Source organism: Pseudidiomarina taiwanensis, assembly GCF_003987435.1.
Classification (GTDB): Bacteria; Pseudomonadota; Gammaproteobacteria; order Enterobacterales; family Alteromonadaceae; genus Pseudidiomarina; species Pseudidiomarina taiwanensis.
Genome location: NZ_PIQG01000001.1, coordinates 1 through 20,216 on the forward strand (window position 1 = coordinate 1; position 20,216 = coordinate 20,216).

The 20,216-nt window shown below is 47.9% G+C and carries 15 protein-coding genes and 1 rRNA gene; 7 read left to right on the forward strand and 9 right to left on the reverse strand.

The genetic code is table 11. The features are described 5' to 3' along the window. Window positions 1-3 precede the first annotated feature (3 nt). From rrf to CWI83_RS00020, 4 genes are all read left to right on the forward strand, one after another. Window positions 4-119: ribosomal RNA gene (rrf, locus tag CWI83_RS00005) — 5S ribosomal RNA — on the forward strand. A gap of 85 nt (window positions 120-204) precedes the next feature. Further along, window positions 205-1,218 carry a UDP-N-acetylmuramate dehydrogenase gene (gene murB / locus CWI83_RS00010; protein ID WP_126824021.1) on the forward strand — a complete coding sequence of 338 codons (1,014 nt, stop codon included), beginning with the start codon at window positions 205-207 and terminating at the stop codon, window positions 1,216-1,218. Further along, window positions 1,215-2,198 (forward strand): bifunctional biotin--[acetyl-CoA-carboxylase] ligase/biotin operon repressor BirA, encoded by a 984-nt coding sequence (gene birA / locus CWI83_RS00015; RefSeq protein ID WP_126824023.1) that lies wholly within the window; start codon window positions 1,215-1,217, stop codon window positions 2,196-2,198. Before murB ends, birA begins: the two co-directional genes overlap by 4 nt. Beyond that, window positions 2,188-2,931, forward strand: a complete 744-nt coding sequence (locus CWI83_RS00020; RefSeq protein ID WP_126824026.1) for a type III pantothenate kinase — start codon at window positions 2,188-2,190, stop codon at window positions 2,929-2,931. Before birA ends, CWI83_RS00020 begins: the two co-directional genes overlap by 11 nt. 27 nt (window positions 2,932-2,958) lie before the next feature. On the opposite strand, the gene nspC is transcribed toward CWI83_RS00020, so the two are convergent. The 6 genes from nspC to CWI83_RS00050 all read right to left on the reverse strand — a co-directional run bounded on the left by nspC (window position 2,959) and on the right by CWI83_RS00050 (window position 11,141). Continuing rightward, window positions 2,959-4,095, reverse strand: a complete 1,137-nt coding sequence (gene nspC / locus CWI83_RS00025) for a carboxynorspermidine decarboxylase (RefSeq protein WP_126824029.1) — start codon at window positions 4,093-4,095, stop codon at window positions 2,959-2,961. Between the two features lie 8 nt (window positions 4,096-4,103). Next, window positions 4,104-5,303, reverse strand: a complete 1,200-nt coding sequence (locus CWI83_RS00030) for a saccharopine dehydrogenase family protein (protein WP_126824031.1) — start codon at window positions 5,301-5,303, stop codon at window positions 4,104-4,106. An 81-nt stretch (window positions 5,304-5,384) separates the two neighbouring features. After that, window positions 5,385-7,283, reverse strand: a complete 1,899-nt coding sequence (locus CWI83_RS00035; RefSeq protein WP_126824034.1) for a tRNA(Met) cytidine acetyltransferase TmcA domain-containing protein — start codon at window positions 7,281-7,283, stop codon at window positions 5,385-5,387. A gap of 18 nt (window positions 7,284-7,301) precedes the next feature. Further along, window positions 7,302-8,729 carry a sodium-dependent transporter gene (locus CWI83_RS00040; protein ID WP_126824036.1) on the reverse strand — a complete coding sequence of 476 codons (1,428 nt, stop codon included), beginning with the start codon at window positions 8,727-8,729 and terminating at the stop codon, window positions 7,302-7,304. A 177-nt stretch (window positions 8,730-8,906) separates the two neighbouring features. Then, on the reverse strand, window positions 8,907-9,758 hold the full coding sequence (gene trxA, locus CWI83_RS00045) for a thioredoxin (protein ID WP_126824039.1): 852 nt from the start codon (window positions 9,756-9,758) through the stop codon (window positions 8,907-8,909). Window positions 9,759-9,788: 30 nt separating this feature from the next. Then, on the reverse strand, window positions 9,789-11,141 hold the full coding sequence (locus CWI83_RS00050) for an aldehyde dehydrogenase family protein (RefSeq protein ID WP_126824042.1): 1,353 nt from the start codon (window positions 11,139-11,141) through the stop codon (window positions 9,789-9,791). A gap of 273 nt (window positions 11,142-11,414) precedes the next feature. On the opposite strand from CWI83_RS00050, the gene CWI83_RS00055 reads away from it, so the two are divergent. Next, window positions 11,415-13,205 (forward strand): DEAD/DEAH box helicase, encoded by a 1,791-nt coding sequence (locus CWI83_RS00055; RefSeq protein WP_126824045.1) that lies wholly within the window; start codon window positions 11,415-11,417, stop codon window positions 13,203-13,205. Window positions 13,206-13,243: 38 nt separating this feature from the next. On the opposite strand, the gene CWI83_RS00060 is transcribed toward CWI83_RS00055, so the two are convergent. Beyond that, on the reverse strand, window positions 13,244-14,848 hold the full coding sequence (locus CWI83_RS00060) for a cryptochrome/photolyase family protein (RefSeq protein ID WP_241969841.1): 1,605 nt from the start codon (window positions 14,846-14,848) through the stop codon (window positions 13,244-13,246). Between the two features lie 152 nt (window positions 14,849-15,000). Between CWI83_RS00060 and CWI83_RS00065 the strand changes: the two genes are divergently transcribed. Beyond that, window positions 15,001-15,741 (forward strand): glycosyltransferase, encoded by a 741-nt coding sequence (locus CWI83_RS00065; protein WP_126824048.1) that lies wholly within the window; start codon window positions 15,001-15,003, stop codon window positions 15,739-15,741. Window positions 15,742-15,750: 9 nt separating this feature from the next. Further along, on the forward strand, window positions 15,751-17,790 hold the full coding sequence (gene waaA, locus CWI83_RS00070; protein WP_126824050.1) for a lipid IV(A) 3-deoxy-D-manno-octulosonic acid transferase: 2,040 nt from the start codon (window positions 15,751-15,753) through the stop codon (window positions 17,788-17,790). Here the strand turns inward: waaA and CWI83_RS00075 are convergent. Together CWI83_RS00075 and proB are read right to left on the reverse strand one after the other, a co-directional pair. Continuing rightward, a complete protein-coding gene (locus CWI83_RS00075) occupies window positions 17,787-19,040 on the reverse strand; it encodes a glutamate-5-semialdehyde dehydrogenase (protein ID WP_126824053.1) in 1,254 nt (417 codons plus the stop codon). The two genes, waaA and CWI83_RS00075, sit on opposite strands and share 4 nt — an antisense overlap. Further along, window positions 19,037-20,149 (reverse strand): glutamate 5-kinase, encoded by a 1,113-nt coding sequence (proB, locus tag CWI83_RS00080; RefSeq protein ID WP_126824056.1) that lies wholly within the window; start codon window positions 20,147-20,149, stop codon window positions 19,037-19,039. The genes CWI83_RS00075 and proB overlap by 4 nt, the downstream gene beginning before the upstream one ends. Window positions 20,150-20,216: the final 67 nt, after the last annotated feature.

Sequence of the window (20,216 nt, forward strand, 5' to 3'; positions counted from 1 at the left end):
TTGCCTGGCGGCCATAGCGAAGTGGAACCACCTGACTCCATTCCGAACTCAGACGTGAAACGCTTCCGCGCCGATGGTAGTGTGGGGATTCCCCATGTGAGAGTAGGTCACTGCCAGGCTCCTATCCCAATCCCTCGTCCTTACGGACGGGGGATTTTTTATTGCCTGCCTATAAGTGATAAAGGGTGATATGATTACGCCATCATGAAAAGAATCGTTAATACATCGCTGCAACCTTACCACTCATTTCGTTTAGCAACGCAAGCGACGGAACTTATTTTTCTTGAATCTCCTACTGACTGTTCTGTTGTACAAGACTCTGATTTCCTTATGCTCGGCGAGGGCAGTAATACCATTTTCACAACTGATTTTATGCGCCCGATTGTGATCAATCGTATTCGCTCGGTTGTTATTGAGCATTCAAGTTCTTCATTTGATATCACTGTCGGAGCTGGACTTAATTGGCACGCGTTCGTTGAGTCTTTGATGCAGCAACAGATTTATGGTCTCGAGAACCTTGCGCTCATACCTGGAACAGTCGGTGCTGCACCGGTACAAAATATCGGTGCGTATGGTCGTGAGGTAGGCGAACTTATTAACCAAGTTGTCGCCTGGGATAGGTCTAGCGGTCAGCTGGTAAAATTATCGAAAGCGGAATGTGAATTCGGTTACCGTGACAGCATATTTAAACGGCAACCGGAGCGTTGGATGATCACCCATGTGCAGTTTAGTTTACCGATCAAGTGGCGCCCTGTTGTTCACTATGGAGAACTAACATCACTTGGCGACAATTGCACTGCTGAGCAGGTTTTTAATAAAGTCATATCCATTCGTCAAAGCAAGTTACCTGATCCTGCGGTTATCCCAAATGCGGGGAGTTTCTTCAAAAACCCTGTTGTTGATAGGCATCAGTTCACTGAAATTAAGAAGAGCTTCCCAGATGTTATCGCTTACCAGTTGAGTGATAACAAGTTCAAACTTGCTGCTGGCTGGCTGATCGATAGGTTAGGTTTGAAAGGCTATTCTATCGGCGCTGCTGCCGTTCATGATAAACAAGCTTTAGTGCTGGTGAATCGAGGCAATGCAACGGGTGAAAACGTCATTCAATTGGCGCAATATATTCGGCAACAGGTGGCATCATCTTTTGGCGTTAAACTCGAAGCTGAAGTACGCCTCATGGACAGCCATGGGCTAATTGACCTGGATGTTTGTGAATGAGTAAAACTGACGATAAATTAGCGTTTATCATCGCAACCCTTGCTGATGGTCAGTTCCATTCCGGGGCGGACTTAGGTCGCAATCTTGGTATCTCACGTGCGGCAATCCATCAACTTGTGCATCAACTCGAAACGCTCGGTCTGGATATTTACAGTGTCCCCGGAAGAGGCTATCGACTTGCCCGAGGATTTACTGTGCTTGATCAAAGTAGCATCGCTGACCTACTTGGCACAGACGGGCAGCAATTTGAGCTCGAGCGTATCGTAACGTCCACCAATGATGTTTTGAAAGAGCGGATAAGATCGCAGCAATTGCAATCTGGCTATGTGGTCGTGGCTGAAGCGCAAACGGCTGGTCGTGGCCGGCGTGGACGCATCTGGCAATCGCCTTTTGGTGCGCACCTTTATCTCAGTATGTATTGGCGCCTGGAACGAGGGATGTCGGCTGCGATGGGGCTAAGCATTGCCGTCGGGGTTGCTGTCGCTGAATTATTGCAACAGCAGGGTATTGCTGGAGTTGAACTCAAGTGGCCAAATGATATTTTGATTCACAAGGCCAAATTAGCGGGTATTTTAGTTGAACTAGAAGGCCAAGCGGCAGCCGGTGCTGACGTGGTGATCGGTTTAGGACTAAATGTAGCAATGCCAGACTCAGTGGCGGATAAGATAGAGCAGGATTGGACGGATTTGAGTCAGTTGCTTGGTTCATCAGTCGATAGAAATTTTTGGGTTGCCGCACTTATCAAGGCTATTCGTGATTGTCTGGTATTATTTGAGCAAGAGGGGATTGCACCATTTATTCAGAGGTGGAATCGTTTTGATGCATTTCTTGGTCAACCGGTACAGTTAAAGCTCGGCGAACATCAAGTTATTCGCGGCATGGTACTCGGCATTGATGAAAGTGGTGCGCTACTGCTAAGGCGAGATGGTATAACCGAGCGATTTCACGCCGGAGAGGTGAGCTTACGTCATGACAACTAAATTATTACTGGACGCAGGAAATAGTCGTATTAAAGCCGCTCTACTGAGTTCTGAGTATCAACTCGAACCGCTATTTAATTACAGCTATGAAGAGCTTGAGGCACACCCGTTTGTGCTTCCAAATAACATCACTGAAACTCTGTTAGCCAGTGTTGCAAGCCAAACAAACGAAGCCAAAATCCGCGCATGGTTAACAGAGGCTATGCCGATCCATCATGTTAGTTCTGAAACCAGGGCCTTTGGGGTAACCAATAGCTATCAATCACCACAGAATTTGGGTGTTGATCGATGGTTAGCCATGATTGGTGCCTATACTGAGCGCCAGGAAAATACGCTAATTATTGATGCGGGTACAGCAATTACAGTGGATTGGCTCGCGGCGGATGGTGCTCATTTAGGTGGTTGGATTGTGCCGGGTGTGAGCCTTATGCAGGAGTCTATTGTCGCTCGAGCGCCGCGAGTCTTTAATGATCTCGATAGTGCTTTTGGTCGCGTCAATGAACTCGGGAATTCGACTCCTGACGCGCTTTTAAACGGCTGCGCAAATGCTTTTGTCGGGCTGGTAAAACAAGCCTTATCAGTAAGTGAGACAGAGCTTGATTGGTTTGATTATCGGATCATTTATCTCGGTGGCTCGCTGCCACTGCTGCCTGCTGAGCTTAAACGTCGTGGTGAATCGAGAACGGATATGGTGTTACAGGGGCTGGCAAAATATGCAACCCAAGCCAGTTAGGCTTGGGTTACATTGACATCGCATTATTTACGAGAGCTTATCGCGAAAATCCTCGTATTCGAATTTTCGAACCAGGTCAAAGTGTCCGTCGCGGCGCAAAATGCCAATACTCGGATGCTCCACACCATTAAAGAAAGTGGTCTTTACCATAGTGTAATGCATCATATCTTCAAAGATGATCCGAGTCCCTACCGCTAACGGTTCAGCAAAACTGTAGGAACCAATTACATCCCCTGCAAGGCATGAATTACCGCCGAGCTTATAAGTATGAGGGTACTCGTTAGGTTCTCCTGCGCCGGTCACTGTAGGCCGATAAGGCATTTCTAACACATCAGGCATGTGTGCGGTGGCTGAAATATCGAGGATCGCGATGTTGCCGTCATTTTCCACAATATCAACAACCTCAGCCACGAGAGGACCAGTTTGCCAAGCCACAGCTGAGCCTGGCTCCAAAATAACTTGTACCTGATAGGTCTCTTGAATTCGTTTGAGCTGCTGAATCAGGTGTTCAACATCATATCCAGCTCGCGTCATCAAGTGACCACCACCTAAATTGAGCCATTTCACCTTATGTAACAGTGCCCCGAACTTTTCTTCAACGGCAGCTAAAGTGCGTTCAAGAGCGACGGAGTCACACTCGCAAAGATTATGGACGTGAAGCCCTTCTAAGCCCTCAAGATCAGCATCGACAAGCTCCGCTGCGCGGACGCCTAAACGTGAACCGGGTGCACTTGGGTCATACAGCTCAGTGCTTGCTTCTTGATGCTCTGGGTTGACTCGCAAGCCAGCAGAGACGCCCGCAGCAAGTGTCTGGTCACGATAACGCAGCCATTGACCGATGCTATTGAAAGAGATGTGCTCACAAAGCGGAAGGATCTCATCAATATCTTTTTGCTTGTAGCCAGGTGCATAAGCATGCACGCTGCGACCAAACTCATATTTCGCCAACTTAGCTTCCCACACCGAACTCGCGGTACAGCCGACGAGGTATTCGCGAACGAGCGGAAAAGTCGACCACATTGAGAACCCTTTCAAGGCGAGAATGATTTGCGCACCACTCTCGTCTTGAACACGCTTCATCAATTGCAAATTACGCTCGAGCAAAGCCTCGTCACAAACGTAACAAGGCGATGGAATAGCGTCGTTGTGATAGGGCGTCGACATCGTTGTGATTATTCCTTAAAAGGTGATTCGCATTCGACCACGTGCCAAGGTAGGCCATATTTGTTAAGGCGCTCCATGAACTCATCCGGATCGAATTGCTCCATATTCCACACACCTGGTTTCATCCAATGGCCTTGCAGCATCATTGAAGCACCGATCATTGCAGGAACACCCGTCGTGTATGAAACCGCTTGAGCGCCGACTTCAGCGTTACAGACTGCGTGGTCACAGTTGTTGTAGATAAAGATAGTTTTTTCTTTACCATCTTTGATACCGGTGACGTAGGTTCCGATACAGGTTTTACCTGTGTAGCCCTCGGCAAGCGAGCCTGGGTTTGGCAGAACCGCTTTTAAGAACTCAAGAGGTGCGATCTTTTGACCTTGAAAATCAATCGGCTCGATCGAGGTCATGCCGATGCCTTCTAGTACTCGTAAGTGGTTCAAGTACGCATCGCCGAAAGTCATCCAGAAGCGAGCACGTTTTAAGGTCGGGAAGTGCTTAACCAATGACTCCAGTTCTTCGTGGAATAACAAATATGATGGGCGGACACCGACATTTGGATAGTCGAGGTCTTTGCGCACGCTAATCGGCGCAGTTTCATGCCATTCACCATTCTCCCAATATTTACCTTTTTGGGTGATTTCACGAATGTTGATTTCAGGGTTAAAGTTGGTTGCGAAAGCCTGACCATGGTCACCACCATTACAATCAACAATGTCGAGATAATGGATTTCGTCGAAGTAATGTTTCGCAGCATAGGCCGTATAAACGTTGGTCACGCCTGGGTCGAAACCTGCTCCGAGTAGGGCCATGATACCTTTTTCTTTGAATCGCTCTTGATAAGCCCATTGCCACGAGTATTCGAATTTGGCCTCGTCTTTGGGTTCATAGTTTGCGGTATCGAGATAGTGCACACCCGTTTCAAGGCAGGCATCCATAATAGGTAAATCTTGATATGGAAGTGCGACATTGATAACTAGGCTAGGCTCAACTTTACGAATCAGCTCTGCTACTTCGTTAGCGTTATCGGCGTCAACAGAATAGACTCCAACGACGCGATCACTCCCGACTTCTTGTTGTAGCTTTTCGCACTTTGAAACCGTCCGACTTGCAAGGTGTATTTCGCTGAAATACTCAGGCAACATGGCGCACTTTTTCACGACGACACCAGCTACGCCACCGGCACCTATAATCAATACTCGAGACATAGTAATAGACCCTTTAATTGCATCCAAAATTGGCATGATTTAAAGCGTGAAAGATAGCATAGATTGGCGCATTTCGCATATCTAATAAGATGTATTTTCGAGCAAAGATTTTGCCATTCTACGTAAGTTTTGCGTCGCTTGCTGTTGGCTCGAGCACTGAAGGTCGTGACAGATCGTATTGCTACTGACCTGTGCGGGCCAACTCTGGATAAAGTGGTACTGTCCTTGCTGATTGACATGACCGTCTAAATAAACAATCCAAGCGAAATGCGCATCATAAAAGGGTAAGTGACCAGAGCTAAAGCCCGTTAGGATTTGTTTTGCGCCATCCATGAGTTGTGGTGTTGCTGCATAACGTCCGCTTCGACGCCACCGTTGTTCCTGTTCGCAATAAAGCGCAAGGCTCTGCAGTAATTGTGAGCTGCCGGCACTAATTGGCACAGCCATAAGCGAACTCGGTGCGCCGCTACTCATATTCTTTTTGAAGCCATAGCGCAGTGGGACAAATCCGTTTACTTGCCAGAATCTATGTAACTCGGCAGTGTCACCAAAGCTGGTCCCAATCGCATCGATGCCAGCATTAGCAGCCTTGCTTTTCAATTCCCTCAGCATTGCACTGGCGTGGCCTTTTTGGCGGAACTCGGTGGTGACTGCGATGCGTGAGACACGCCACCAATACAGTTGCAACGCAAGCTCTGATTGCCGATAAAAACCTAAGGCTTGGGGAATCAAACCTCCCCCTTTAAGGCGTCGTGTGCCAGCCATGACAGAGTCTCGCAGGTCTGCCGCTAAAGCCGGTTCATCACAGTACCAAATAACGCCGATTAATTGTTCCTGCAAGCACAGTAACAAGCGCTGCTTCGGATCATCGAGTAATAAGCGCAGATCGTTAGGGCTGGTTTGGTAATGCGCATCAAGGAGTAATCGAACGACCCGGTGGAGCGTGTTCTCGTCGAGTTCAGCAGCGTGGCAATCGCGATAGTGAAATGAAGCCGCGTGTTGTGTGACCTCGGTTGCGGTTATATCTGTGAGCAGTAGTAATTTGTTGAGCCAGTTTTCAAGCGGGTCATCAGCTGCCCAGCGAAGCGGCTGGGTAAGTTGGTAGTGGTTATAATCAGTACGCTTGGCTAACCACTCTAAGAAACGCAGGATAAAGCCCCGACCACAGCCTTCATAGCCTTCAACTGTTGTCGCAATGGCTAATACCTCGAATGACTCGACCAGCTGCTTGAGAATATGCAGTGGGATCGCTGCCGCCTCATCAATGACCAACAGCTTTGATTGCGAGCGCTGTGTAGGATTATCCAGGAGTTTGTCCCAGGCTACAAATTGAGCACAATTCTCAGCATATTTAAGTAAGGTTGCGACCGCATTTGGGTGAGGCCCCGTCACTATGACATCTAACTCTGGCTGTCGAGCAACGAGAGCTTTTAGCGCAAGCCCTAAAGTCGTACTTTTTCCGCGACCACGGTCGGCGGTAAGCACGATACAGTCATGATCATGGCGCAGTAAACTTTGGATAACTTGCTGTTGGCTGGGTGTCGCTATGACACCCGTTTGTGCTTGTGTTGTTTGTTTGCGTGGTTTAGCCGCCTCGATACGAGACCAAATATTTTCCTCGGTGGTTGGTGTCACCGTGGTGACATAAGCTGTGGCTGAACTGAGTTCTAGCATTCTTTTAATAAAAGGTGTTTGCTGCTCGGGCAGCAACAAACAAAGGATGCCCCCAGCTTCAATGGTTCCGCTTAGTGCAGCTAATGCATCAATATTTAAATCGCTACTGAAATCGAGAAAGACTAACCGAGCATCTCGCCCTAAAAAGTCTCGATAACGATTCAGCTTGGGACCAAACTCGCCATCTCCATCAAGGGTAATGCAGGGATTTGCTTGGTGCAGCCGAGTTCTAATTCGGTCACGCCAGTTTTTGGGACCAGTAAATAAAAAGACAGCACGCTCAGGTGCTGCCTTTTGCTGAGTCATCTTTACGCTCACCCTAAATTAAAAGAGTTGCAGCAATGATGTGCCGAAGTATTTAGTGGCGACAGTATTGATGAAAATAACTGCCAAGATAACGGGTATAAAGGTCGTTATCGAGAAATTCACATAGCTGTGGAGCCATGACTTCGCATAGGCTGCATTACCGTCACTAAGCTCTTCAGTGAGGCGCGCGCGTTTCCAGCGGAAGCCGACAAATAAGCAAATTAACAGACCATTAAGCGGTAAGATGGTGTCATAGAAAATGTCATAGATGACATCAAAGACTGATTTTGATTGGTCTGCGTAACTGACAAACTCAGTGAAGAACGGCACTAATCCAAATGAGGTTGCCGCAATCAGAGTTAATACGGTCATACTCGATGCCATAACCAGCAATGAACGCTTCCGAGAAACGTTAAATTTCTCCATGAAAGACGAAGTAGGCACCTCAATGATCGAGACCAGCGAGGTAATTGCAGCCACAAACGCGAGCAAGAAGAACACGGTTGCAGCGACACTTGCTGGGAAGTAACCAATGATCTCGGACAATGCGAGGAAGATTTTCGGGAAGAATGAGAAAATCATGCTGACACTGCTATCGCTGAGAGATTCAGGGTTAGTGTCAGGATAAATCGCAAAAATCGCAGGAAGTGTCATCAAACCGGCAATGAACGCAACAGAAGTATCGGTTACTGCGACCAGTTTACCCGAAGTGACAATATCATCATGACGGCGGAAGTATGAGCCATACGTGATTAAAATCCCCATACCGAGTGACAGCGAGAAGAAGGCTTGCGCAAGCGCACCATTGACCACATCACCAGTGATTTTGCTGAAATCGGGAACGAGATAAAACTCAACGCCGGCCCAGGCATTATCAAGAGTCAGTACGAATACAACCAGTGATAACAGCATCACGAACAATGTTGGCATCAGTACTTTTGATGCACGCTCGATACCATTCTTAACACCGCCCATCAGAATCACGTTAACGACTAAGGTGACTGCGATAAGGTAATAGACAAAGTCATAATTTTGGACAAACTGACCGAAATACCCGTCACTTGCTAAATCATTGAGGTTGCCCATCAAGGATTGGACTAAGTAGCCAAATATCCAAACAGTGATCACCATATAAAACACGGCAATCATAAAGGGGGTAATGGTTGCCAGGATGCCAGCTAAACGCCACTGTGGTTTGTTATCGCCAAGTTCGGTGTAAGCACGGTAAGGACTATGCTGAGTTTTTCGACCTAAGCCCATCTCAGCCAACATGACAGGTAGACAGATAAACGCGACAAATAAAGCATACAAAATCAAAAATGCACCACCGCCATTTTTGGTGGCGGCTACCGGGAAGCCCACTAGGTTCCCAATACCAACTGCAGAGCCTGCTGCGGCTAGAATGAATCCAAGTTTGGAACTGAAGTGTTCGCGCGATGTGGCCATCTTAGTTACCTTGTTATTATGATGATTTGGTGTCTACGCATTCGCTGCGTGCAAAGTTGCTCAATCCTAGCGCAATGCGGTTTGAGCGGCAAGTGAGCTGACTGTAACAAAAAAGCCAGCCCCAAATCGGGGCTGGCAACCATGTCAATCGTATGGAGAAGTCGTTCATTAGCGGAGCTAATAAAGCATACTGTATAATTTTCTACGATAAGCAGCGGCGAGTGGATCACCTGCGGGTAAAGAATTAATGACGCGCAGGGCTTGCTCTTTTGCATTCGCAAACCCAAGCTCACGACTCAAGACGAAGAAAATATGCTCTAGAGCCTCTTCGTAACGCTGCACCTCAAACAGTTTAGCCGCCAGTTCGAGTCGTAATTCGAATTGCTCGGGTTGCGCCTCAACTTGTTGCTGTAATTGTCGCAACTCAGGTGAGTCGGCCGCTTGCTCGGCAAGCTCAATTAAGCTCAGAACATGATGATAGCTCTGATCGTGATCAGCCATCGAAATTGTCTCAATAAGCTCTTTTGCCTGCTCGATTCGACCCACTCTGGCTGCCGCTTCGGCCAGTACTAACCTCACATCCACACGTTCTGAGTTGAGATCATAGGCTTGTTTGGCTGCACTGTAGGCGTCCGCGTAATTTTCTTCTGCTAGCAGGGCTTGCGCCTGAGTTAACGATTCATCTTCAGCTTTAGGTAGATGGGGCTCAAGTCGAGCGCGAATGGCGGCTTCGGGTTCGACCCCCGCAAAACCATCAATGGCTTGTCCATTTTTAAATAAGGCCACAGTAGGTAGACTACGAATGCCAAATTGGGCCGCTAATTGCTGTTCTGCTTCACAATCAATTTTTGCCAATACCAAATCGTTTGGATATTCTGCCGCGATTTTCTCCAGTACCGGCATCAGCTGCTTACACGGCTCGCACCAGTCAGCCCAAAAATCGACCATGACTAACTTGTCTTGTGAGCCAACTAAGATTACTTGTTGAAAGTTCTCCAAGGTGACGTTGACGATATTATTTGTGTTCACTACTTCTATCACTCCATCTCTAATTTCGGTTTAACCTAACCAGCGCAGTAGCTTTTGTTTAAACGAGGTATAGGGAGGGTAACGAAAATTCGGGTCACTCCAAAACGGTCGAGACATGACAGACTTTAAATGCGAGAAGGTATCGAAACCGAATTGGCCATGATAGCGCCCCATGCCGCTTGGTCCAACGCCACCAAAGGGCAGTTCAGGGTTGAGCATGAACATCAAAGTATCGTTGTTGCACTGATTTCCTGCATGGGTTGCTTGGGTTAATTGGTTGAGCTTAGCTTTGTCTTTACTGAACCCATATAGTGCAAGCGGCTTATCACGATCGCAGATGAAATCAATCGCCTGCTGTAAATCAGTAATTTTGACGATCGGTAAAATCGGACCGAAAATTTCTTCCGTCATCACCGCACTTTCTAAATCCACGTCAGTGAGGACAGTCGGTGCAATAAAGCGTTCCTGCTCGTCATAATCCCCTCCAATCGCGATAGTGCCATCCTTGAGGTATTCGACTAACCGCTGCCAATGACCGGCAGAAACGATGCGACCATAATCTTCAGTATCTTGCGGGGAGCTGGAATAAAACTCAGTAATGGTTGCTTTGAGCTGCTCGACGAATTGGTCATGCACTTCATCGGCCACCAGAATGTAATCAGGGGCGATACAGGTTTGTCCCGCGTTGAGCCATTTGCCCCAAGCGATGCGCTTTGCCGCAACCTTTAGGTCTGCATCTGCAAGAACTACTGCCGGACTCTTACCACCGAGTTCTAGTGTCACTGGCGTTAAATACTCTGCAGCAGCTTTCATGACGATTCGGCCGACACGGCCACCGCCGGTATACATGATATGATCAAACCGCTCGCTTAGCAGTTGCTGAGCAACCTCGGCGCCTCCAGTTTGAATCCAAACGGCTTGTTGGTCGAGATATTCAGGAATTAACTTAGCCAGCAAATCGGCTGTTTTAGGGCTCAACTCTGAGGGCTTTAAGACAACACAGTTACCGGCAGCTAAAGCAGCGACTAACGGACTTAACAGTAATTGAAGAGGGTAATTCCAAGCACCAATAATAAGCACCACCCCAAGTGGCTCGGGGTATAAACAGCTTTTGCCTGGCCAAGCCATCAGCGGCTGCGAGACGCGCCGCGGGGCACTCCACTTTTTCAAGTGCTTGAGAGTATGTTTAATATCGCTATGAAGATAACCCAGTTCCGTTAACCAGCCTTCGGCTGCTGACTTGCCAAGATCGCTGGCGAGCGCATCGAGTAGCTCTTGCTCATGTTCAGTAAGGAGTAAATCCAATTGATTCAACTGCTTGCGACGCCAGTCTAACGGACGTGTCAGGCCGCTGCGATAGGTTGCGCGTAATGTTTCGATCATAGGGTTCCCTTTTCTTATCTGTTAAAGCGGTTGCGCTATAGCACCATCATCTAGTGAATACGTAAGAATGGCAACTGCGACCACAATAATTTTGCACTCAAGCCCATTTTAGCGTATAGTTCGCGCACTTCAGGGTCACTACCGCTATTGATGGGAGCGGCTTTACCCCTGATACGTTGGGGTAGCACGCACCTGAAACACGCCAGAGTGTTCATCATGTTCTGTAGCTTGGTGCAAATCCCCTTTGCATGACAGAAATGATGTGAGAAAAATATGTCTGATAAAATGACAGAGCTATCCTTTGCGGATATGGCTCTACCTGCGCTTGTGCTCAAGCAACTTGAAAAATTAAATTTCACCACTCCTACTCCGATCCAAGTTCAGGCGATCCCAGCCCTTATGGCGGGCAGTAATGTGCTTGGTGAAGCGCAAACTGGAACAGGGAAAACCGCCGCTTTTGGTTTGCCTGGAATTGCGATGGTTGACGCTAAGCAACGGGCGACACAAATGTTAGTGGTTGCCCCAACTCGTGAATTGGCGATTCAGGTTGCTGATGCCTTGACCGAGTTTGCGGCTATGGTCCGTGGCTTAGAAGTCACTACAGTTTATGGTGGGTCAGCGTTTGGTCCACAAATCAAAGCATTACGTGGTGGTGCTCAGATCGTCGTGGGTACTCCAGGGCGCTTGTTGGATTTGCAGAAGAAAGGTGTATTAAACCTTAATTCATTGCGCTTCGCGGTTTTAGACGAAGCAGATGAAATGCTCAATATGGGCTTTATTGAAGATATCGAAGCAATCATGAGTGCAGTGCCTGAAACTGCACAACGCGCGTTATTTTCTGCGACTATGCCAACTGCGATTCGCAAGCTAGCGAAGACTTTCTTGGTCAACCAAGCGGGTGAGCAACCGCTGAATATTCAAATTGCTCCGAAAGAGAAGAAAACAGCGACCATTCGTCAGCGTGCATGGCAAGTTCGCGGTTTCACGAAACTCGTTGCATTAACTCGTTTACTTGAAACGTTAGAGTATCAGCGTGTTCTTATTTTTGTCAGAACGCGCCAAGATACTATGGATTTAACCGAGCAGTTACAGTCGAGTGGCTTTAAAGCATCTCCGTTAAGCGGTGATCTCACTCAAGTACAACGTGAGCAAACCGTGAGTCAGTTGCGCAGTGGTCACATTGAAATTTTGGTTGCGACCGATGTTGTTGCCCGTGGTCTCGACGTGCCAGAAATCACTCATGTGATCAATTACGATTTGCCTGGTGATAGCGAATCATATGTGCACCGGATTGGCCGCACGGGCCGAGCAGGGCGCAGCGGCGAGGGAATTTTATTTTTCCGCAATAAAGAGCGTCATTTGTTGAAGCAATATGAGCGTTTGACGAATGGTTCAATTGAGTTTTTCGAAATTCCGAATGCACAAGAGCTCGGAAAATATCGTCAACAACGTTTGAAAGACCAATTGGTACATACAAATGCGACCAGCGAATTAACTGAGTTGACTGCCATTGTGCAACAAATTCAAGCAGATACTGGCTTAACTGCAGAGCAGGTTGCGGTGGCACTGTTAGCCAACCAACAGCAACAACGTCCGTTAATCGTTCCTGCAGATCCACCAATGAAGAAATTTGCTGAGCGCAGTGAGCAAGATGCACGTCGTAAAGATAAACGTCGCGGTGATCGACCTGAGCGTGGGCCTCGTGTGAATGATATCGATTTTGAAACCTATAAAATCAAGGTTGGTCGTGAGCATGGTGCGCGCCCGCAAGATATCGTTGGTGCGATTGCTAATGAAGGGGAAATCGATAGCCGTTATATCGGTCAAATCCAATTGTTTGACCAACATAGTTTGGTGGAATTACCGAAAGGAATGCCAACTGCTGTATTGCGAATTCTGCAACGTGCTCGAGTTCGTCAGCAGCAAATGGGGCTGGAATTAAGCGATGAGCAGGTCACGCGCCGTCCCAAGCCAAATTTTGGCAAAGGACGTCCTGAGCGCAATGGCCCTCGTCGAGCTCCTCGTTCAAACGGCTCAGCGCGCAACAGCCGTCGACCAGCGTAATATTGAAAAGGCCGCATTTGCGGCCTTTTTTAATGTTCTCACAACGTGTTGATCTGTTCTAGGTACTGCTCGGCCTGATTGAGTAGAGCCTGACGCTGACTTGGGTCGCGTTTCTCCCATTGCTTCAAAATTAAGCTCATTCGATGATTGCCTGCCAGTTTGTCGCGATGACGGTCAATGAAGTGCCAATACAAGCTATTGAAAGGGCAAGCTTTGGCGCCCGTTTTTTGCTTCACGTCATAATGGCACGAGCCACAATAGTCCGACATTTTGTCGATGTAATTACCACTCGAAACATAGGGCTTGGTGGCCAGTAACCCGCCGTCGGCATATTGGCTCATGCCACGAGTATTTGGCATTTCAACCCATTCAATCGCATCAATATAGATACCGAGATACCAGGCATCTAATGCGTCAGGGTTTATGCCACTTAACAACGCAAAGTTTCCAGTTACCATGAGGCGTTGAATATGATGAGCATAGGCATATTCAAGTGACTGCTCGATACTTTCACGCAGACACTTCATATGTGTTTTGCCCGTCCAATAGAACTCAGGAAGAGGGCGATTGTGGTCGAAGAAATTAAGTTCGGCATATGCTGGCATTTGTTGCCAATAAATTGCTCGAATGAATTCACGCCAACCAATAATCTGCCGGACAAAACCCTCTATTTGCGCTAAGTCGATTTCATCTTGGTGGGCTTGCCAATAATCGATAGCGCGCTCAACAACTTCTGCTGGACTTAACATTTTACTGTTCAGTGCGAATGAAATTCGAGAGTGAAAAAGCGACCAGCCGCGATCAGTGAGCGCATCTTGATAAAGTCCAAAATTCGGTAAGCAAGTGGTTAAAAAGTGATTGAGTAATTCACGGCTTTGGCGTCGAGTTGTCGGCCACAGCAGTTGCTTCGGATTTACCTCTCCTAGGGTTTCAATACCTCGCGCATTGAGCATCTGGTCAAGTTCGGTCACATCGTTGGCAAATAAAAGCGGGGCTGGGATAGACGCATCTTGTGGGAGTGCATTGCGGTTTGCTTTGTCAAAATTCCACTTCCCGCCAAGTGGTTTGTTCGCTGTGTCCATCAAATACCCGGTTTGCTGGCGCATACGGCGATAAAAACTTTCCATCAAGTAGCTTTTGCGCTCTCCAAACCAGTCGACCAAGACCGTTCGCTCAGTCATGAAGTGTTCACTCGAGCACCACTTCATCGCAACTGCGCTATGCTCATTTTGCCACGTTTCTAGCGCCTGTTGGAGGCGATACTCATCGGGTTCTTGCAGCGTAACAAGGTGTGGTTCAAGTTGCTCGACTAAGGCACTTAATGTCGTAGTGATGGAGCCGGGATTTTGCGGATTATCGAGCGTCAGATAGAGAACTGTGTGGCCTTTGTCTGCCAGCGCTTGCGCAAAATTGCGCATGGCTGCAAAGAAAGCGAGGACTTTTTGGCGATGATGGCGCACATAACTCGCCTCTTCTGCAGCTTCAACCATCACGACGAGTCTGTTCGGGATAACTTCTTGCCACCAGCTGTGGCGAGCATTGAGCTGATCTCCGAGGACTAATGCCAGTTGCTGAAAGGCGTGCTCACTATGGCGATTTAACAGGTCGTCAAACTTGAGGATCAAATTAGCAGAGGTCAGCACAGGTTACTCCATCGTCTTCATTGAACCCTGAATTACGTTAAAGCAAAGTAAAAAGATCCGCTCAAACAGTCTTTTGATAGCGCGCAAACATAGCGATTTTGCCGAGTTTTTGGCATTATGAACGAATTCATTAAAGAGCGAAGGAATTCATTATGCAACCCGTTAACGTCATCTGTATTAAATGGGGTAATAAATACGGTTCTGATTATGTTAATACGCTTTACTCAATGGTCAGTCGTAACTTATCACGACCATTTCGTTTTGTTTGTTTAACAGATGATGCCTCAGGGATCCGTGATGAAGTTGAAGTTAAAGATATTCCACAGGTCGGTTTTAGCGATTTTGATGAACGCAAGCCTTGGACATTTGCCCATGGCTGGTTGAAATTAACTTGTTTTGCGGAACCGCTCTACGATTTGGAAGGGCAGACGCTATTCCTCGATTTAGATATCGTGATTGTGGGCAGCCTTGACGAATTCTTTGAGCCTGAAGGTGACTTCTTGGTGATTAAAGAATGGGATAAATCTGATGCGACCGGCAATACTTCAGTCTTTCGCTTTAATATTGGTGCGCATGTCGATGCCTTAGAACACCTTAAAGCTGATCCTGTTGCGGCGAAGAAAGATGTTCGCAACGAGCAAGAGTACATTACCCAATTTGTCGCGCGCCAAGGGAAGTTAAAGTACTGGCCGGCAGAGTGGTGTCGGAGTTTCAAACGCCATTGTCTGCGACCGTTCCCGCTCAGCTTTTTTCAGCAACCTAGAATTCCTGAGGGTGCTAAAGTCATCATCTTCCATGGTCGTCCACATCCAGATGATGCGATTGCAGGACGTAGCGGCAAATGGTACCGCAAGGTTCTCCCGACTACTTGGATTAAAGATTACTGGCGCTAAGAGGCAAGCATGACGGCTCTTTATCGGGGCATAATGACGCTGGCTGTGCCGCTCGCGCGGGGATACTTTTGGTGGCGAGGGCGCAAAGCCAGCGCCTATCGCGAGCGCTGGTCTGAGCGCGTAGGGCGCGGGGATTATCCGCCACAGAGCCGAGATGGCATTCTCATTCATTGTGTTTCGGTGGGGGAGACGGTTGCCGCGCGAGCTTTGATTGAGCAGGTCATCGCGACCTATCCAAGCTTACCTATCACCTTGACCTCAATGACGCCAACAGCGGATAACCTCGCCCGCAAGATGTTCGGTGATAAAGTCATGTATCGGTACTTGCCGGTTGATCAGAATCACGCAGTTAAGCGGTTTATTGATGCGCTTCAACCGCGAGCAATTTTAATTCTAGAAACCGAGTTATGGCCAAATTTGTTGGCTTACGCTCAGCACCGTGATATCCCGGTTATATTGCTCAATGCCCGATTATCTGAGCGCTCTGCACGTGGCTATCAGCGGTGGGGCAAACTGATTGGTCCCGTTTGGCAGCGCCTAAGTTTCGTAGCCACTCAGGATCAAGCTACTCTTGAGCGCATGCAAGCCTTGGGTTTAGCTAAAAATGCTGGAGCTGTGCTCGGTAACCTTAAATTAGATGCTCAAGTCCCCGACTTAATTCAACAACAAGGGTTGAATCTTCGCCAACAGCAAAACCGTTTTATCTGGGTTGCAGCGAGCACTCACGCGGGCGAAGACGAACTTATTCTGGCAGCTCATAAGCAATTACTTCAGCAACGCCCTGGGAGTTTATTGATTATTGTCCCGCGTCATCCCGAGCGCTTTGAGGCGGTATATGAGCTCGCTCAAGCTACACAATTACGGGTGCAACGGCGCTCTCAACACGAGCAATTAGATACTGATACCGATATTCTAGTCGGTGACACTATGGGTGAACTGTTGCTGTGGTATGCAGCTGCAGATGTCGCCTTTATCGGGGGGAGTTTGATTGAGCGTGGCGGTCATAATCCACTTGAAGCGATTGCGGCAAATACAGCTGTTTTGTCTGGACCACATGTTTTTAATTTTGAAACCCTTTATCAGCGACTCGATGCCGTTCAGAGCGTAAGTTGGGTGACCGATGCTGACACACTTAGTCAGGCTTTAGGTCGTTTTGAGCCTACCCAGGCACAGCAATCAGTACAGCGCGCTAGAGAGGAATTCGCGCAAGATTATGGCGCGACGCAGCGGATGTTCGAGTTAGTTCAAAACTATCTCCCGGTGCCGAAAAATGAACCGCACAATGTTCCGCTAAGGACAATGAAAATGATTAAGACGACTGAACTTTCAACGAGCCATCAGATTTGGTTTGATAGTGATTTTTTCTCCGAGTTATCAGCCGAACAGTTTAAGCCCGAATATTGGCAACAGCACGACGCAGTTGTCGGGGCAGCAACCGGCAGAGCAAAAGCATTTTTTATTCAACATGGCCCGCATCAGATTTTGTTGCGCCATTATTATCGAGGTGGCTTAGTCGGTAAATTCAATACCGACCGGTTCAAGCGCGAGCCCATTGTCCATAGTCGTGCGATGGCGGAGTTCGCCTTATTGTTGAAGTTGCGTGAACTCGAGCTGCCTGTGCCACGACCTGTAGCTGCGCACTTTGAAGCAGCACCGGTATGGGGGTATCGTGCCGATATTATGGTTGAGGTGATCCCAGGTGCTGTCGATATTTTTAAACGCTTAAGCGAGGCAAAGATTGAAGCTCCTGAGTGGCAAAAGCTCGGTATAGCAATTGCCGAATTGCATAAAGCAGGCGTCTACCATTCAGATTTAAACTGTCATAACTTGATGTTGGATCAAGCAGGCAAAGCTTGGATTGTCGATTTTGATAAATGCGGATTTAAGGCTGAGGGTGATTGGCGTGAGAAGAATTTAGAGCGGCTGTTACGATCGTTCCGCAAAGAAAATGAAAAAGCCAGTGCCAAGGCACTGACTTTTGCGTGGGATGAGGAGTGCGATTGGCCACTCCTAGTTGAAGCCTATCGCAGCCATATTAAGGCTGGTTAAGCTCGAGTTTGGCCGGTACCAGTGACCACAAACTTCTCTGTTGTGAGCGCTTGCAACCCCATCGGACCATAAGCGTGTAGCTTGCTGGTCGAGATACCAATTTCGGCGCCTAGCCCAAGTTGGCCACCATCACTAAAGCGTGATGAGGCATTGGCCATGGTTACCGCCGAATCAACTTCGCGAATAAAGCGCTCAGCTGTTGCTTTATTTTCGGTCGCAATCACTTCGGTATGGCCACTGCCAAACTGATCAATATGCTGTAGTGCGTGATCAAAGTCTGCAACTGTGCGTACCGCAAGTTCTAGAGCGAGATATTCTTCGCCAAACGCATCATCAGCAATAATGTCTGGCTTGTCGAAGAAGCGAGCTGATGCTTGGTCAGCATGAATTTTGACGTCTTTTTCTGCTAATGCAGCAGCGGCCAACGGTAAAAATTTATCAGCAATATCTTGGTGAACCAGCAAGCCTTCAAGTGCATTACAGACTCCGGTTCGCTGGGTCTTACCATTGAGCAATAAATTAAGCGCTGTCTCAAGATTTGCATCTTTATCGACGTATAAGTGACAGACCCCTTTGTAGTGTTGAATGACAGGGATTTTGCTGTTGTCACTCACAAAGTGAATCAGGCCTTCGCCGCCGCGTGGAATCACTAAATCGATATAGTCTTTCTGCTGCATCAGGTCGAGCAATAAATTGCGATCAGGCGTTGGAACGACTGTGATCACATCTGCGGGTAAATCGCTATCGATTAGCGCCTGATGAAGAGCCGCAGCAATGGCTTTACTTGATTCAATGGCTTCGCGACCGCAGCGCAGAATAATCGCATTACCTGATTTGAAGCACAAGGCACCGGCATCAGCGGTGACGTTTGGACGCGCTTCATAGATCATGCAAATAACGCCTAAAGGAATCCGCATTTTATCCACTTGCAGCCCATTCGGACGTGTCGTAAGCGGATAACGTTCGCCGACTGGATCGTCGAGTTCAATAATTTCCTCGATAGCTGTTGCCATGTCTTCGATACGCGCCTCATCTAGCGCGAGGCGATCGAGCATTGCTGCTGCTAAGCCTTTCTCTTGCCCGGCAGTTAAGTCGGTTTGATTGACTGCGATAATTTCATCTGTAGCCGCACGCAAGGCGTTTGCCATGCGTTCTAACACAGTATTTTTTTCTGCTGTCGTTAAGTTCGCGACCGCTTTTGCTGCGGTTGCTGCGCGTTTTGCAATCTGCTCTGCAGATTCGGTACTCATGCATCCTCCAATGTGGTTAAATCTTGACTCTCAATCACTTGAGTTTTCGGCGTGTAACCGAACTGTTCGGCAATAAGACTGGCGTCTTGCCCTTTCAAGTGCAGCAACTCATGTGAGCTGTATTGAGAAATTCCTTTACCAATCGCGTCGTGAGTTTCTTGACTGCGAATCAGAACTGCGTCGCCACGATTAAAATCACCGGCAATATCGACAATTTCGAGGGTACTTAAACCATCGCCTTCGCGAATAGCGTGCGCGGCATCTTGGTCGACAAAAACTTCCCCTTTAGAAATCAAGGTATGACGTAGCCAATGTGTTTTGTTGTTCATAGGCTCAGGCTTACCTTTAAATAACGTACCTGGGTTGAAGCCTTGTAACAGTTGTTCGAAGGTTTCGCCTTTGCGGCCATTGACGATGTAGGTATCGATACCATGCGAAGTTGCCTTCTCGGCAGCTTCTATTTTGGTTCGCATTCCGCCCGTTGCGATGGCATTGGTTGTGCCTCCGGCTAAGGCAAAAATCTCTGGAGTAATATCCTCGACCACCTCGATCTTTTCAGCATCTGGTTTTACCCGAGGGTCGGCATCATACAAGCCATCAATGTCTGAACAAATGAACAGCGCATCGGCATGAACAACGGTCGCAACCATTGCTGCAAGGTTGTCATTATCACCGACTTTTAATTCGTCTGTTGCGAGCGCATCGTTTTCGTTCACTATGGGTAAGACATCGTGCTCAAGCAGGGTATAAATCGTATCTCGAACAGAGATATAGCGTTTACGGTTACGCAAATCACCATGGGTCATCAGTACCTGCGCACAAGGGAAGTCAAAAAACCGCGACCAGTTCGCCATCATGTCGTTTTGACCAACTGCTGCCATTGCTTTTTTGACTGTAACTGGCAATGAGTCTCCATCATATTCGATGTGTTTGCGCCCAGCAGCTGCGCTGCCTGACGAAACGAGGACAATTTCTTGGCCGCGCTCGTGACACTCAATAATAAAGCGCGCAATCGCAAGCAAATACTTAGAACTCGTACCTTGTGCATCGGGAGCGATGAGTGCGCTCCCGACTTTTAAGACTGCTCGACGCCATGTAGGCATTTGCATAACCGTTAAATCTCCTTACTGAAAAATTGTTCGTACTCTAACATATTTTGCCGTTCTAGGCGAGTTT

Excerpts from the sequence above, each read along its gene's own strand:
- murB (WP_126824021.1), top strand. The coding sequence starts at position 205 with ATGAAAAGAATCGTTAATACATCGCTGCAACCTTACCACTCATTTCGT.
- birA (WP_126824023.1), top strand. The coding sequence starts at position 1,215 with ATGAGTAAAACTGACGATAAATTAGCGTTTATCATCGCAACCCTTGCT.
- CWI83_RS00020 (WP_126824026.1), top strand. The coding sequence starts at position 2,188 with ATGACAACTAAATTATTACTGGACGCAGGAAATAGTCGTATTAAAGCC.
- nspC (WP_126824029.1), bottom strand. The coding sequence starts at position 4,095 with ATGTCGACGCCCTATCACAACGACGCTATTCCATCGCCTTGTTACGTT.
- CWI83_RS00030 (WP_126824031.1), bottom strand. The coding sequence starts at position 5,303 with ATGTCTCGAGTATTGATTATAGGTGCCGGTGGCGTAGCTGGTGTCGTC.
- CWI83_RS00035 (WP_126824034.1), bottom strand. The coding sequence starts at position 7,283 with ATGACTCAGCAAAAGGCAGCACCTGAGCGTGCTGTCTTTTTATTTACT.
- CWI83_RS00040 (WP_126824036.1), bottom strand. The coding sequence starts at position 8,729 with ATGGCCACATCGCGCGAACACTTCAGTTCCAAACTTGGATTCATTCTA.
- CWI83_RS00050 (WP_126824042.1), bottom strand. The coding sequence starts at position 11,141 with ATGATCGAAACATTACGCGCAACCTATCGCAGCGGCCTGACACGTCCG.
- CWI83_RS00055 (WP_126824045.1), top strand. The coding sequence starts at position 11,415 with ATGTCTGATAAAATGACAGAGCTATCCTTTGCGGATATGGCTCTACCT.
- CWI83_RS00065 (WP_126824048.1), top strand. The coding sequence starts at position 15,001 with ATGCAACCCGTTAACGTCATCTGTATTAAATGGGGTAATAAATACGGT.
- waaA (WP_126824050.1), top strand. The coding sequence starts at position 15,751 with ATGACGGCTCTTTATCGGGGCATAATGACGCTGGCTGTGCCGCTCGCG.
- CWI83_RS00075 (WP_126824053.1), bottom strand. The coding sequence starts at position 19,040 with ATGAGTACCGAATCTGCAGAGCAGATTGCAAAACGCGCAGCAACCGCA.
- proB (WP_126824056.1), bottom strand. The coding sequence starts at position 20,149 with ATGCAAATGCCTACATGGCGTCGAGCAGTCTTAAAAGTCGGGAGCGCA.